Below are 12,990 nucleotides of genomic sequence, written 5' to 3' on the forward strand. Positions count from 1 at the left end.
GACGCCCGGACGCCCCGGTCACAGCCGCCACTCGTCCTCCTCGAGGATGACCACACGGCGGCCGTTTCGGTCTCTGCCCGTCACGGTGACCTCGGGTCCGCCGACCATGAAGTCGGTATGGACGGACGAGGAGTTCACGCCCAGCGCGTCAAGGTCCTCGCCGCTGAGGTCCGATGCGCCGGGAAGCGCCTGAGGAAGCCCGAATCCCCAGGCCAGATGGCAGGTCGCGTTCTCGTCCAGCAGGGTCTCCATGAAGGTGACCCCGGACCGGCCGATCGGTGACGAGCCGTCCACGAGCGCGACCTCGCCGAGCCGCGCGCCGCCCGCGTCGGTGGCCTGGTGGGCTCGTACGACGTCCGCACCGGCACGGGCCCGTACGTCACTGACCACGCCGTCGGTGAACGTCAACTCCAGGTCCTGGACCACCGATCCGGCGACGGCCAGCGGGCGGGTGGCGCGCACCGTGCCCTCGACGCGTCGGCGGTCCGGCGTGGTGAACACCTCCTCGGACGGCAGGTTGGGCACGAAGAAGCGGCCGTCGGCGGCTTCGAAGCCCACGGGCGTCCAGCTCGCGCGAGGGATGAGACCGATGGTCAGATCCGTCCCTGGCCCTGCGAAGTGCACGGTGTCCAGGCACAGTTCGTTCAGTCGGTCGGCCCGGGTACGGAGTTCGGCGAGTCGCTCGCGCCAGACGGCGCTGGGGTCGGGCTGGTCCAGCCGGAGGAAGTGCTTGAGGTGGTGCCACAGCCGTGGCACGTCTTCCTCCCCCCAGACATGCCGGGACCATGACGGGGTCGGGCAGACGACGGCCGACCAGCAGACGAGGTTGTCGCGTTGCAGTCGGTACCGGGAGAACAGGTTGGGCATGCGGTCCAGACCGGCCGACGCGGGGTCGAGATCGGCGAGGACATCGGGGTCGGCCTCCCCGCGGATGGTGATCATCACCCCCTTCCGCGCGCCGAGCGCGTCATGGCGATGGTCGAGCCAGGAGGGTACCTCGTGCAGGGTCTCCGGGTCCGCGTGGCGGATCCGGGAGCGCTTGGCGTACGGGTCGAAGTACCAGATGTCCACGTATCGGGCGCCGCGCGCATAGGCGGCTTCGGTGAGTGCCCGCGCCAGGGGTGCGTGCTCGATCTCGGCGTTGATCAGGACGAGGTCGTCGTGGGTGACCGGTGCCGCGACGTTCATGACGAGGTCGGCGTAGGAGGTCAGTTCGGCCGACGGTATGCCGGGTAAGGAGAGTGGGGGCATGAGCGCTCCTCGGTGACGGGTGGGATGGTGATGCCGAGGCAGCCGTGCTCTGTCACTCACGGCCGTCGGGAAGTTCGAACAGCAGCGCCGTGAGACTGACGTGCACGGTCCCCTCCGTTCGCGGCGGCCGGGCGCTGCCCTGCAACACCTCCACCGCCTGAGCGACCAGGTCGCGGACCTTCGCCCAGTCCTCCTGCGGAAGCCAGACCTCGGCATCGGCGCTGTAGCGTTGGCGCGTCATCGCGTCGAGACGTCGCCGAAGGTCGGTCAACAGCGCTTCCTGCAGCAGTCGTTGACCACTGGAGCGGTCCAACCGCTCGACGCTGGTGGGGTCGTAGCGATAGCGGATGTTCGACCGTCCTCGCCGCGACCGGCCCGGCCGGTCCGCATCCTCCTCGACGCGCTTGAGGAAGCCCGCGGCGGCCAACTGCCGCAGGTGGTAACTCGCGGAAGCGTGGGCGAGCCCGAGTTCCTCGGCCACCTCCGTCGCCGACATGGCGGCGCCGGTCAGCAGGGACACGATGCGGATACGCAAGGGATTGGCGAGGGCACGCAGCGAGACCAGCGAGTCATTTCCCCAAGACATGTTGGAATATTAGCTACGGCCGGAACCGATCGACAAGGGCAAATTCGTTGGCCCTGCTCCGATGAGGCCGAGTAGGTTAGCCATATGGCTAGCCCCTCTAGGTTCTAACCCCTCTGGGCGCCGGCCCCTCCAGGTTCCGCCTCGATCCGGGCTCCGCTCCGTCTCGATCCAGGCTCCGTCTCGATCCTCACGAAGGACTTGTCATGAGACCGCTGTCCGAGCAGGACATCCGTACCTCCTTCATCAACTGCTCGAAGGGAGAGGCGAAACGCCTGTCGATCCCTCGCGATCTCGACGAACGCCCCTGGGACGACCTGGACTTCCTCGGCTGGCGGGATCCGGGGGCGCCCGACCGCAGCTATCTCGTCACCGAGCGCGCGGACCGGCTCGTCGGCGTCGCCCTGCGCTTCCCGGCCTCGCAGCGCGGCTTCCTGCACCGCAGTCTGTGCTCGCTCTGTCTGACCACCCATCCGGGCAGCGGCGTCTCGCTGATGACGGCCCGCAAGGCGGGCGCGGCCGGGCGCGAGGGCAATTCGGTCGGCATCTACATGTGCACGGATCTCTCCTGCCCCCTCTACATACGGGGGAAGAAGAAGCCCGAGGCCGGCGGCCGTTTCGAGGAGAGCCTCACCATGGACGAACAGATCGCCCGCATGATGGGCAATCTGTCCGCCTTCCTCGACAAGCTGTCCGCCTGACACTCAGGGGCGCAGCCCCGCGGTCGCCGGTCTCGCCGCTACCGGTCCCGAAGTCGGGCCGCCTCCACGCGGTGCAGATGGACGAGGACGTCGTACTGGCCGACGAGCGCCATGTCGTCCGGGCCGTCCGGGTATTCGGTGCCGATGGCGCGGGTCGGCCGGGGCTGCGCCAGCCACGCACGGGCGGGTGAGCCGACCGTACGCAGATCGACGACGTAGTCCCGGTACCGGACCCGGTCGAGGGTCGCCTCGTTGCTGGCCGGCCCGGCGGGCCCCAGCGTCCAGCGGTGGATGGCACCGTCCGGACCGGTGGCGTTGAAGGACCCCCGGTCGAAGGTGGTCCCCACGCTGACATAGTCGGAGCCGAGGCTGTCGCGCAGGAAGGCGCCCTGCATCTTCGGGTACTTGTCGGGCCGGTACGGCTGGTATCCGACGTGGGCGTCATGCGCGGACAGCAGCACCTTGGAGCCGGTGTGCCGCTGCCACCACACCACGTTGGCCGCCATCACCGAGTCCCGGTAGCGCATGCACCCGGCGATCCCCGCGGGCGTGTCGAAGTCGAAGGCGTACTGCCGGGCGGTCTGGTCGAGGACCGTCGCGTTCTGCACGGCCCACTCGTACGTCTCCCGGTCCGCGCCCGGCGACTGCCGCTGCAGCAGCCGCAGCGCCTCGCCCGTGCGGTCTGCCATCTCCTGGCGTTCCTCCAGGGGCTTGTTCATGTACTGCTCTATATACGCCCCCGTCGCGACGGTGGGACGCAGGCCCCGGTACAGCTCCTCGAAGCGGGCGCTCAGTTCGGGGTGGGTGCGGCCCACATAGTCCGTGACCGCGTCATAGAGTTCGGGACCCGCCCAGGCCGTGTCGTCGCCCATGAACTGCACCGGGTCGTCGGGATGCCGGAGGTTGTAGGCGCGCATCCATTCGATGAGCGCGAGGTAGTCGGTGTTGTTCCACCACAGATAGTCCCGCTGGAACTCCTCCCGCATGATCCGTCGCGGGTCGCCCTTGCCGTGCACCACATAGTCGTTGAGGCGCAGCCCTGTACTCCAGGGGGCCTCCAGGGCGAAGGTACGGAAGCCCTTGGTCTCGACCAGATGGCGGAAGACGCGTTCCTTGAGAGCGAAGAAGTCATGGGAGCTGTGGGTGGCCTCGCCCAGGCCGACGACGCGGGCGTCACCGATCATGCGGTCCAGGGGGCGCAGATCGGCGGTGTCGCCGCCCGGTTCGACGGTGCGCAAGGGGTGGGCGCCTCGTTCGATGGCGCTCACGACCGGGCCGTCGGAGGCGTCCGCGGTCGCGTGCGCCGGGGTCGCCGCCGCGACCGGAGGCGCGCCTGCCGCCACGGTCGCCAGGCTGATGAGCAGGGCCGATACGAGTACGGTTCGTTGCCGTTGCATGATCCGAGACTCGCGTACGGCGGACGGTGGAACCATCCTGCTCTCCTCCCGGTGGCACGGGGGAAGCCCCGAGGTCCGGCCCGGGGGTCTGCCCCCGGGCTCCCGGTCCTCGCGTCCGGGTCCATCCCTCCGGCCTACGCTCGATGCCCGCCCGGAAGGGAATGGCCCTAGGGATGCGAGACCTACGTGAGGGCTGGGCGCGGACGGCCGCCAGGATCGGGAAGTGGGGCCAGGAACCCGAGGTGGTCCAGGCGGTCCGCTCGACCGCTGCCGCGACCCTCGCGTATGTGATCGCGCTGCATCTCAGTCCCGAGCGGGCGCCGCTCACCGCTCCGTTGACCGCCCTGCTCGTGGTCCAGGTGACGCTCTACTCCACGATCACCACGAGCGTGCGCCGGGTGAACTCGGTGGTGGCCGGTGTCGTCATCGCCATCGGCTTCAGCATCCTGGTGGGTCTGACCTGGTGGAGCCTGGCCCTGATCATCCTGGCCTCGCTGGCCGTCGGACATCTCGTACGGGTCAGTGAGTTCGTGCCCGAGGTGGCGATCAGCGCCATGCTGGTCCTCGGGGTGACCCAGGTGGGCAGCACGGCCTGGGCGCGGGTCCTGGAGACCCTGATCGGCGCGGTGGTCGGCCTCGGCACCAATCTGTTCTTCGCGCCCCCCGTGTGGGTGAGCGCGGCAGGCGCGTCCATCGAGGGGCTGGCGCGCCAGGTACGGCAACTGACGCTGCGCATCGGAGAGCAGGCCGCGGGGCGTACGCCCGTGTCGGAGGCGACGGCACGGCTGTACGAGGCGCGTCGGCTCGACCACGACATCATCGTGGTGGACGCGGCGCTGCGGCAGGCCGAGGACAGTCTGAAGCTCAACCCCCGGGTCCGCGAAGGGCTGCTGCACCGGATCGTGCTGCGGACCGGGCTCGACACGCTGGAGATCGTCACGGTGGTACTGCGGGTCATCGCCCGGAGCCTTGCCGATCTGGCCAAGGAACGCGGCGCCGAGCCGCTGCTCTCGCCGCGGGTCGGGACCACGCTGGAGCGGTTGCTCTCGGAGATCGGCGATGCGGTGGTGAGCTTCGCCGTGCTCGTCACCACCGATGTCAGCCGCAGCGCCGAGTCCGCGGAGGCCCGGCTCGCCGAGGAACTGGCCACGGCGTGCGCGACCCGTGACACGCTGGCCGAGCTGCTGTTGGCGGAGGTCCAGCGGGATGTGCGCCAGTGGCAGTTCCACGGCGCCCTTCTGGCCGAGGTCAACCGCATCCTGGACGAGATGGACATCGAGCACCGCTCACGGCGGCTGCTCGAGGAGCTGGACCGCGGCGGGCAGCGGCACCGCCAGCAGGTTCCGCTTCTGAGTCGACTGGGGGAGCATGCGCGGCGCTCTCTGCTCGCCCGGTTGCGGAGGCTGCTCCCGGGCCGGAAGCACCGTTCCTGACGATGACCGAGCGATGCGGCTCGGCGGGACGCGTCGTCGGGGCTACGTCGTCCAGTGGCCGGGGCAGGTGACGGTGGCCGGGAGTCGGGTGCCCGCGGTGCCGCGAGCCGCGTTGATCTGGGGCTGGGTCACGAAGACCGCGTCCGACAGATCGGCGTCGGTGAGGTTCGCGTCACGCAGGTCGGCGCCTGTCAGATCCGCGCGGCGCAGGTCGGCGCCCGTGAGGTCGGCGGCTATGAGGCAGGCGCCGCGCAGACTGGCACCGCGCAGGTCGGCCCCCTTGAGCCGGGCGCCGATGAGGTCGGCGCCCCGCCGGTCCTTCTTCCGCCGCCCGACCGGGGCCCGTACCAGCTCGCTGGTGCGCAGCAACAGCACATTGACCTCCTGGCGATGCGCGTCCAAGTCCAGTGCGCGCAGTTCGTCCGGGGTGCGCAGCGTGAGCCGCTCGGTCTTCTCCCGCATGCGGCGCAGGTCGGCGTGGACCGGGCGGGCGTCGGGCAGGGTGAGCGCCTCGGTCAGATACCAGAGCAGTTCATGGAGTCCGCGCATCACGGGGAAGACGTCGAACATGCGCCGGGCGTGCTCCCGGTCGCCCGAGCGCCAGTCCTGTCCGCCGAAGGTGACCTGGGAGACCTGCTGTCCGGCGCCGAAGCAGTCGAAGACCGTGCAGCCGGAGAAGCCGCGCGGGCGCAACTCGGTGTGCACACCGCACCGGAAGTCGTCCCGGAGGTTGCGGCAGGGCGTGCCCGCGGCCTTGTCGATCGCGAAGTCCGCGGAGGCGGCGAAGGGCAGCGCGACGCAGCACAGGGCGAAGCAACGGCCGCAGTCGGCGCGCAGTTCGGGCCGGTCGGCAGGGGCTGTGTCCATGACATCACCCTAACCCCTCGCCGTCCGGCCCTCCTTCGCGCCGTCAGACCTCGTCGCGGACCAACGCCAGCAGCCGGTCCAGGACGCGCGGGCCTCCCGCGCGGACCCCGTCGTGCTCGAACTCGTCGGTGACCCAGGTGCGCAGGCCGCGGATCGCGCGGGCCGTCTCGAGGGCGTGGGCCGTGTCGACGTACATGTCGTCGTGGTAGACCGCCGCGGCCACCGGTACCTCGTTGGCGGCGAGCCGGGTGCGGTCGTACAGCGGTGTCCAGTCGGTGCGTTCGGCGAGCAGGTCCGCGGTCTCGCGCAGTGGGCGCAGCGCCGGGTCGGTGTCGAACATCCAGGGGTGCACCGTCTCGCCCGTGAACAGCACGGGTCCGTCGCCGGTCAGCGTCTTCGCCGCGTCGAACTGCGGGAACTCCGCGCGTACGCGCTCCGCCGACCAGGCGGTGGGGCGCTCGTCCTGGCCGTAGATCGGCTCGTGGACGAGCGCGTACAGCGGGTTGGCCGCGTACGAGAGCAGGGTCTGCACCTGCTCCTGGAACGCGTCGGAGAGCGCGAGGCCCTGCGGGGTGCGGACGAAGGCGTCCTCGAGCAGGAAGTGGAGGCGGTGGCTGCCGTCGCCGCTGCCGAGGAGGATGCCGAGGGACTGGAACGCCTCGACGGTGAGCCGGTAGCCGTTCGCGAGCACGGGCTCGTGCTGGAGCAGGTACTCGGCGATACGGCGCGCGCGTTCGACGTCCTGCGGGTAGCGGGCGTAGTGGGCGGCCACCTTGCGCTCGATGCGCGGGTACGCGGCGCGGTACACGTCGTCCGCGTGGGCGTCGAGGGAGGGCAGGCCGCCGGTGATCAGGGCGGTGTGCAGGCCCTCGGGGGCGGTGGAGAGGTAGTTGACGGTGCAGAACCCGCCGAAGCTCTGACCGAGGACGGTCCAGGGGGCGCCGCCGGTGAGCCCGGAGCGGATGGCCTCGCAGTCGCGGACGATGGAGTCCGCGCGGAAGTGTGTCAGATAGTCGGCCTGGGCGCGGGGGCCGCCGCGCAGCGGGAGCGTCTGCCGGTTGGCGGGGGTGGAGGCGCCGGTGCCGCGCTGGTCGAGCAGGAGGACCCGGTACTCCTGAAGGGCGCGGCCGAGCCAGGCCTGCTTGCCGACGAAGCGGTGCGCGCCGAATCCGGGCCCGCCCTGGAGGTAGAGCAGCCAGGGCAGGTCGTCGTCCGCCTTGTCGCCCGCGACGACCTCGCGCGCGTACAGCTCGATCGTCTCCCCGGCAGGGTCGTCGTGGTCGAGGGGCACGGTGAAGCGGCGGTCGGTGAGGACGACTCCGGGCTGGCGGTAGGTGTGGCTCAACTGGGCTCCCGGGACGGGCGGACGGCGGGTCGCGTCCCAGTTCAGCACATGGGGGGTGCGGCGTCCGCGTCCGGGGAGGCACCGGCCCGGCCCCTTGCGGACACCCGGCCGGAAGATGATGATCACACGATCGAGCGAAACCGGTTTTACGCACGCCCCCCACAGAGCAGTAGTCAACCCTGCACTCACCTGATGCCCGCGCCTGAACCTGATGCCCGCACCCGAACCTGATACCCGCACCCGAACCGCACCTGATGACCGACCACCAGCTCACGAGGAGCCGCGATGCGTGTCGCTCTGTTCCTGACCTGTGTCAACGACACGCTCTATCCGGACACGGGGCGCGCGGTGGTGAGGCTGCTGACCAGGCTGGGCGTCGAGGTCGACTTCCCGCCGGGCCAGACCTGTTGCGGGCAGGCCCACTACAACACGGGCTATCGGCACGAGGCCGAGCCGCTGGCCCTGCGGTACGCCGACGTCTTCCGGGAGTACGACGCGATCGTGACGCCGTCCGGCTCCTGCGGGGCGATGGTGCGGGAGCTGTATCCGCGGCTGGGCGCGCGGGCACGGGCCGAGGGGCGCGGGGACACCCTCGCGACCCGGTTGGCGCCCGTGATCCCGAAGACCTACGAGCTGACGGAGTTCCTGGTGGACGTGCTCGGGGCGACGGACGTCGGCGCGTACTACCCGCACCGGGTGACCTACCACCCCACCTGCCACGGGCTGCGCAGCCTGGGGCTCGGGGACCGGCCCCGGCGGCTGCTCGAAGCCGTACGGGGACTGGAGCTGGTCGAGTTGCCGGGTGCCGACGAGTGCTGCGGCTTCGGGGGCACCTTCGCCGTGAAGAACCCGGACGTCTCGGCGGCCATGGGGGTGGACAAGGTGCGCAACGCCGAGTCCACGGGCGCCGAGGTGCTGTGCGCGGCCGACAACGCGTGTCTGATGCACCTCGGCGGGACGATGGCGCGGCTGCGCGTCGGGATGCGGCCGGTGCACATCGCGGAGATCCTGGCGAGCACGGAGCAGGAGCCGCCGCGGTGAACATCGTCGCCCGAATGAAGGTGAAGGGACGGATCGCATGAGCGGGATGTTCGTCGGGATGCCGGCGTTCCCGAAGGCCGCGCACGAGGTGGTCGGCAACCAGACCCTGCGCGGCAATCTGCGCCACGCCACCCACACCATCCGCGCCAAGCGCGCCAAGGCGGTCGACGAGCTGTCCGACTGGGCCGAGCTGCGGGAGGCGGGGCGGCGGATCAAGGACCATACGCTCCGTCATCTCGACCGCTGTCTGGAGCAGTTGGAGGAGTCGGTGACGGCGGCGGGCGGCACGGTCCACTGGGCCGCCGACGCGGACGAGGCGAACCGGATCGTCGTCGAACTCGTGCGGGACACCGGCGAGTCGGAGGTCGTCAAGGTCAAGTCGATGGCCACGCAGGAGATCGGGCTCAACGAGGCGCTGGAGGCGGAGGGCATCCGGGCGTACGAGACCGATCTCGCCGAGCTGATCGTGCAGTTGGGCAAGGACCGCCCCTCGCACATCCTGGTCCCGGCGATCCACCGCAATCGCGGCGAGATCCGGGACATCTTCCGCTCCGAGATGGGTCGTTGGGGCCGCCCGGCCCCGCAGGGGCTGTCCGACTCGCCCGCGGAACTCGCCGAGGCGTCCCGGCTGCATCTGCGGGAGAAGTTCCTGCGCGCGAAGGTCGGGATCTCCGGCGCCAACTTCATGGTCGCCGAGTCGGGCACGCTGGTGGTGGTCGAGTCGGAGGGCAACGGGCGGATGTGCCTCACCCTCCCCGAGACACTGATCTCGGTCGTCGGCATCGAGAAGATCGTGCCGACCTGGCGGGACCTGGAGGTGTTCCTGCAGACACTCCCCCGCTCCTCGACCGCCGAGCGCATGAACCCGTACACCTCGACCTGGACCGGCATCACGGACGGGGACGGGCCGAGCGTCTTCCATCTGGTGCTGCTGGACAACGGCCGCACCGACGCGCTCGCCGACCAGGTCGGCCGCCAGGCGCTGCGCTGCATCCGCTGCTCGGCGTGTCTCAACGTCTGCCCGGTGTACGAGCGGGCGGGCGGCCATGCCTACGGCTCGGTCTACCCGGGCCCCATCGGCGCCATCCTCACTCCCCAACTGCGGGGCACGCAGAGCGAGATCGATGCCTCCTTGCCGTACGCGTCCTCGCTGTGCGGCGCCTGCTACGAGGTGTGCCCGGTGGCCATCGACATCCCCGAGGTGCTCGTACATCTGCGGGAGCGGGTCGTGCAGGGCGGGCCGGTGACCCGGGCGGGCAACAAGGTCGTCCTGAAGCCCGCGAAGGGCCATGCCGCCGAGCGGGCGGCGATGCGGGCGGCCCAGTGGGCCTTCGGGCACCCGGGGGTGCTGCGTACGGGCCAGCGGCTGGCGTCGCGTTCGCGCCGCTTCCATCCGCGGACCCTGCCGGGACCGGGCCGGGCGTGGAGCGCGAGCCGGGACCTGCCGACGGTGCCCGCGGAGCCGTTCAGGGACTGGTGGCAGCGCGGCCACGGCGGAGAGGAGGCCAAGTGAGCAGCAGGGATGTGATCCTGGGCCGGGTGCGACGGGCACTGGCGGACGTACGGGACGACGAACCTCCGTACGAGCGGGCCGTGCGCCGGGAGTACCAGCGGGAGCACGGCGCGCGCACGGCCGAGGAGAACGTGACGCTGCTCGCGGAGAACCTGGCGGACTACCGGGCGCTCGTGCACCGCTGCACCGAAGGTGAACTGGCGGCGAAGATCGCCGAGTTGCTCGCCGAGCGGGGCGCGCGCACCGTGGTCGTACCGATGGGCCTGGATGCGGGATGGCTCGCGGAGAGCGCCGCGGAGCAGGTGCCGGACCGGGCCGAGGACACCCCGTACGACCTGGACCAGGTGGACAGCGTGGTCACCGGCTGCGCGGTGGCCGTCGCCGAGACCGGCACACTCGTGCTGGACGGCGGCCCCGATCAGGGCCGCCGCCGTATCACCCTGGTCCCGGACCACCACATCTGTGTCGTACGTGTTCCGGAGCAGGTCGTCTCCTCCGTGCCCCACGCCCTGGAACGCCTCGACCCGGTACGCCCGTCGACCTGGATCTCCGGCCCTTCGGCGACCAGCGACATCGAACTGGACCGGGTCGAGGGGGTGCATGGACCACGCACTCTCGAAGTGGTGCTGGTGAACGGCCGGGACGAGCCCGATGTCCTGGCGTAGCGGTCCCGCGAGGTCGGCGTGATCCGGTTCGAGCGGGTCACCAAGCGGTATCCGGACGGCACGGCGGCCGTGGACGAGCTGTCGTTCGAGGTCGCCGAGGGTGAACTGGTCACGCTGGTCGGGCCGTCCGGCTGCGGCAAGACGACCACGATGATGATGGTCAACCGGCTCGTCGAACCGACCTCGGGCCGTGTGTTCGTGGACGGCGAGGATGTCGCGACCGTCGATCCGGTGCGGCTGCGGCGGCGGATCGGCTATGTGATCCAGCAGGTGGGCCTGTTCCCGCACCGTACCGTCCTCGACAACACGGCGACCGTGCCGCTCCTGCTCGGCTGGACGAGGGCGCGGGCACGGGCGCGGGCCGCCGAGCTGCTCGATCTGGTGGGCCTGGACCCGACGACGTACGGGCCGCGCTACCCCGACCAGTTGTCGGGCGGGCAGCGCCAACGCGTCGGTGTGGCACGGGCGTTGGCCGCCGATCCGCCGGTCCTGCTGATGGACGAACCGTTCGGGGCCGTCGACCCGGTGGTGCGCGAGCAGTTGCAGGACGAGTTCCTGCGGATGCAGGCGGCCGTCCGCAAGACGGTGTTGCTGGTCACGCATGACATCGAGGAGGCGGTACGGCTCGGTGACCGGATCGCGGTGTACGGGCCGGGGCGCGGCGAGCAGCTCGACACGCCCGGTGCGGTGCTCGGTGCCCCCGCCACGCCGTACGTCGCCGAGTTCGTGGGGGCGGACCGCGGGCTGAAGCGGTTGTCGGTGACCGCCGTCGAGCCGGGCGACCTGGAACAGCCACCGCTCGCACGGCCCGACGAACCCGCCGACCGGGCGGCGGCCCGGCTGCGCGCCCAGGGGGCACGCTGGGCGGTGGTGCTGGACACCGCGGGTGATCTGCACGGCTGGGTCGGCATCGACGCGCTCGGCACGGGGGGCTCGGTAGGCGATCACGCCCGCCGGATGGATGCCTGGGTGCCGGTGGGCGCCCCGCTCAGGCAGGCGTTCGGGCTGATGCTCCAGCAGGACGCGGGCTGGGTGGCGGTCCTGGACGGGGCGCACTTCCTCGGCGTGCTGACCCCGGCCACGCTGCACGAGGCACTGCGCCGTTCGGTCGACGCGGACGCGCGGGGTGTCGCGCGAGGGCAGGTGTCGTTCGACTCGGTGGCGAAGGCGTGAGCTGAGGCGGTCTCACCGACGCGGTATCGGGGCGGTGTCATGCGAGCAGTGATGTGTTTGCACCCGTCCGGTCCCTCGACATCACACCGTGGCCATACCCGATATGACAGCACATAGGGCCTTAAGTACGTTCGTCGCAGATCGGCTGCTCGGCCGGCGTCTCTGAGACAGAGAGAAGTGATATGCCCAGGCACAAGCTTGTGGCCGCCGCCGTCATAGGCGCTGCGGTCCTGACCACCACCGGCATCACCTACGCGACGAGCGAGAACGACAGACCCGCCCAGGCCGCGCCGCCCGTCCATCCGGCTGCCCCGCCTGCCCACCAGGCCGCGCCGCACGCCCAGGCCGCCCCTCCCGCTCTGCCGGCCGCTCCGCCCGCCCAGAAGGCAGCCCCCGCCCACCCCGGTGTCGAGAGCGTGGGCGGCAAGAGAGAGGAAGGAGGTGGCCGAGGAGGCCGCGGCGGCGAAGGAGGCGATCGAGGTCGCGGTGAGGGTGGCCGCGGCGGAGAGGGCGGCGACCGCGGAGGCCATGGAGGCCGCGGCGGACACGAAGGGCGCGGCCATGAAGGCCGCGACAGACATGACGGCCACGACGACGAGGGTCGCCGTCACAGGCACAGGAGGGAGAGGATCTACTTCAACGAGCGGAGCTACTCCGCCCATGTGGACGGCTGTATCACCGCGGTCAGCGGGCTGGGGTCCACCAGCTTCAGCGTCTTCAACGACAGCAAGAAGACCGTGGAGGTCTTCCGCGGGTTCACCTGCGACAACGGCGGCCCGGTCGCCACGGTCGGCCCTCACGGCGAGACCTTCGGCGTAGCGGCCAACCGGGTCCACAAGGGTGCGTACGGTGGGCTGTTCGGCGAGGACGGTGTCGTGGGCAGCTTCCGGGTGGTCCATGACTACGGCCGCGGCCATCACTACGACGACGACTACGACTACTACGACGAGTGGTGACAGCGCCATCCACCACCGGGAAACGCCGGCTCACCGGAATGGGGCCGGCGTTTTCATATCCGGCG

At 70.8% G+C, this 12,990-nt stretch carries 12 protein-coding genes; 7 read left to right on the forward strand and 5 right to left on the reverse strand.

Annotated elements, in window-relative coordinates; genetic code table 11:
* Positions 1-18: 18 nt before the first annotated feature.
* Positions 19-1,251: an aminopeptidase gene (locus NGF19_RS15570; RefSeq protein WP_252425496.1), complete on the reverse strand. Its 1,233-nt coding sequence runs from the start codon at positions 1,249-1,251 to the stop codon at positions 19-21.
* A gap of 52 nt (positions 1,252-1,303) precedes the next feature.
* Entirely contained in the window at positions 1,304-1,837 is a 534-nt protein-coding gene (locus tag NGF19_RS15575; protein ID WP_252425497.1) for an ArsR/SmtB family transcription factor, read from the reverse strand.
* Between the two features lie 203 nt (positions 1,838-2,040).
* Between NGF19_RS15575 and NGF19_RS15580 the strand changes: the two genes are divergently transcribed.
* A complete protein-coding gene (locus NGF19_RS15580) occupies positions 2,041-2,535 on the forward strand; it encodes an FBP domain-containing protein (protein WP_252425498.1) in 495 nt (164 codons plus the stop codon).
* 38 nt (positions 2,536-2,573) lie between these two features.
* Here the strand turns inward: NGF19_RS15580 and NGF19_RS15585 are convergent, their stop codons facing one another.
* Positions 2,574-3,932 carry an erythromycin esterase family protein gene (locus NGF19_RS15585; RefSeq protein ID WP_252425499.1) on the reverse strand — a complete coding sequence of 453 codons (1,359 nt, stop codon included), beginning with the start codon at positions 3,930-3,932 and terminating at the stop codon, positions 2,574-2,576.
* A 173-nt stretch (positions 3,933-4,105) separates the two neighbouring features.
* Between NGF19_RS15585 and NGF19_RS15590 the strand changes: the two genes are divergently transcribed.
* Positions 4,106-5,365 (forward strand): FUSC family protein, encoded by a 1,260-nt coding sequence (locus NGF19_RS15590; protein WP_252425500.1) that lies wholly within the window; start codon positions 4,106-4,108, stop codon positions 5,363-5,365.
* A gap of 42 nt (positions 5,366-5,407) precedes the next feature.
* Here NGF19_RS15590 and NGF19_RS15595 read toward each other — a convergent pair whose 3' ends face one another.
* Both NGF19_RS15595 and NGF19_RS15600 read right to left on the reverse strand, forming a co-directional pair.
* Positions 5,408-6,232 carry a pentapeptide repeat-containing protein gene (locus NGF19_RS15595; RefSeq protein WP_252425501.1) on the reverse strand — a complete coding sequence of 275 codons (825 nt, stop codon included), beginning with the start codon at positions 6,230-6,232 and terminating at the stop codon, positions 5,408-5,410.
* Positions 6,233-6,275: 43 nt separating this feature from the next.
* Positions 6,276-7,577, reverse strand: coding sequence for an alpha/beta fold hydrolase (locus NGF19_RS15600; protein WP_252425613.1), 1,302 nt, complete (start codon positions 7,575-7,577; stop codon positions 6,276-6,278).
* 285 nt (positions 7,578-7,862) lie between these two features.
* Between NGF19_RS15600 and NGF19_RS15605 the strand changes: the two genes are divergently transcribed.
* The 5 genes from NGF19_RS15605 to NGF19_RS15625 all read left to right on the forward strand — a co-directional run bounded on the left by NGF19_RS15605 (position 7,863) and on the right by NGF19_RS15625 (position 12,925).
* Positions 7,863-8,618 carry a (Fe-S)-binding protein gene (locus NGF19_RS15605; protein WP_252425502.1) on the forward strand — a complete coding sequence of 252 codons (756 nt, stop codon included), beginning with the start codon at positions 7,863-7,865 and terminating at the stop codon, positions 8,616-8,618.
* 37 nt (positions 8,619-8,655) lie between these two features.
* A complete protein-coding gene (locus NGF19_RS15610; RefSeq protein ID WP_252425503.1) occupies positions 8,656-10,131 on the forward strand; it encodes a lactate utilization protein B in 1,476 nt (491 codons plus the stop codon).
* Positions 10,128-10,796, forward strand: coding sequence for a LutC/YkgG family protein (locus NGF19_RS15615; protein ID WP_252425504.1), 669 nt, complete (start codon positions 10,128-10,130; stop codon positions 10,794-10,796). The genes NGF19_RS15610 and NGF19_RS15615 overlap by 4 nt, the downstream gene beginning before the upstream one ends.
* A gap of 18 nt (positions 10,797-10,814) precedes the next feature.
* Complete coding sequence (locus NGF19_RS15620) at positions 10,815-11,969, forward strand: ABC transporter ATP-binding protein (protein WP_252425505.1); 1,155 nt, start codon at positions 10,815-10,817, stop codon at positions 11,967-11,969.
* 182 nt (positions 11,970-12,151) lie between these two features.
* The gene (locus tag NGF19_RS15625; RefSeq protein ID WP_252425506.1) at positions 12,152-12,925 is read left to right on the forward strand and encodes a hypothetical protein; all 774 of its coding nucleotides are present in this window, start codon (positions 12,152-12,154) and stop codon (positions 12,923-12,925) included.
* The last annotated feature ends 65 nt before the right edge of the window (positions 12,926-12,990 follow it).

The organism is Streptomyces macrolidinus (assembly GCF_023887685.1).
GTDB classification, from domain to species: Bacteria; Actinomycetota; Actinomycetes; order Streptomycetales; family Streptomycetaceae; genus Streptomyces; species Streptomyces macrolidinus.

What these genes read in the sequence shown, in the direction of transcription:
- NGF19_RS15570 (WP_252425496.1), bottom strand. Translation starts at nt 1,251, where the DNA reads ATGCCCCCACTCTCCTTACCCGGCATACCGTCGGCCGAACTGACCTCC.
- NGF19_RS15575 (WP_252425497.1), bottom strand. Translation starts at nt 1,837, where the DNA reads ATGTCTTGGGGAAATGACTCGCTGGTCTCGCTGCGTGCCCTCGCCAAT.
- NGF19_RS15580 (WP_252425498.1), top strand. Translation starts at nt 2,041, where the DNA reads ATGAGACCGCTGTCCGAGCAGGACATCCGTACCTCCTTCATCAACTGC.
- NGF19_RS15585 (WP_252425499.1), bottom strand. Translation starts at nt 3,932, where the DNA reads ATGCAACGGCAACGAACCGTACTCGTATCGGCCCTGCTCATCAGCCTG.
- NGF19_RS15590 (WP_252425500.1), top strand. Translation starts at nt 4,106, where the DNA reads ATGCGAGACCTACGTGAGGGCTGGGCGCGGACGGCCGCCAGGATCGGG.
- NGF19_RS15595 (WP_252425501.1), bottom strand. Translation starts at nt 6,232, where the DNA reads ATGGACACAGCCCCTGCCGACCGGCCCGAACTGCGCGCCGACTGCGGC.
- NGF19_RS15605 (WP_252425502.1), top strand. Translation starts at nt 7,863, where the DNA reads ATGCGTGTCGCTCTGTTCCTGACCTGTGTCAACGACACGCTCTATCCG.
- NGF19_RS15610 (WP_252425503.1), top strand. Translation starts at nt 8,656, where the DNA reads ATGAGCGGGATGTTCGTCGGGATGCCGGCGTTCCCGAAGGCCGCGCAC.
- NGF19_RS15625 (WP_252425506.1), top strand. Translation starts at nt 12,152, where the DNA reads ATGCCCAGGCACAAGCTTGTGGCCGCCGCCGTCATAGGCGCTGCGGTC.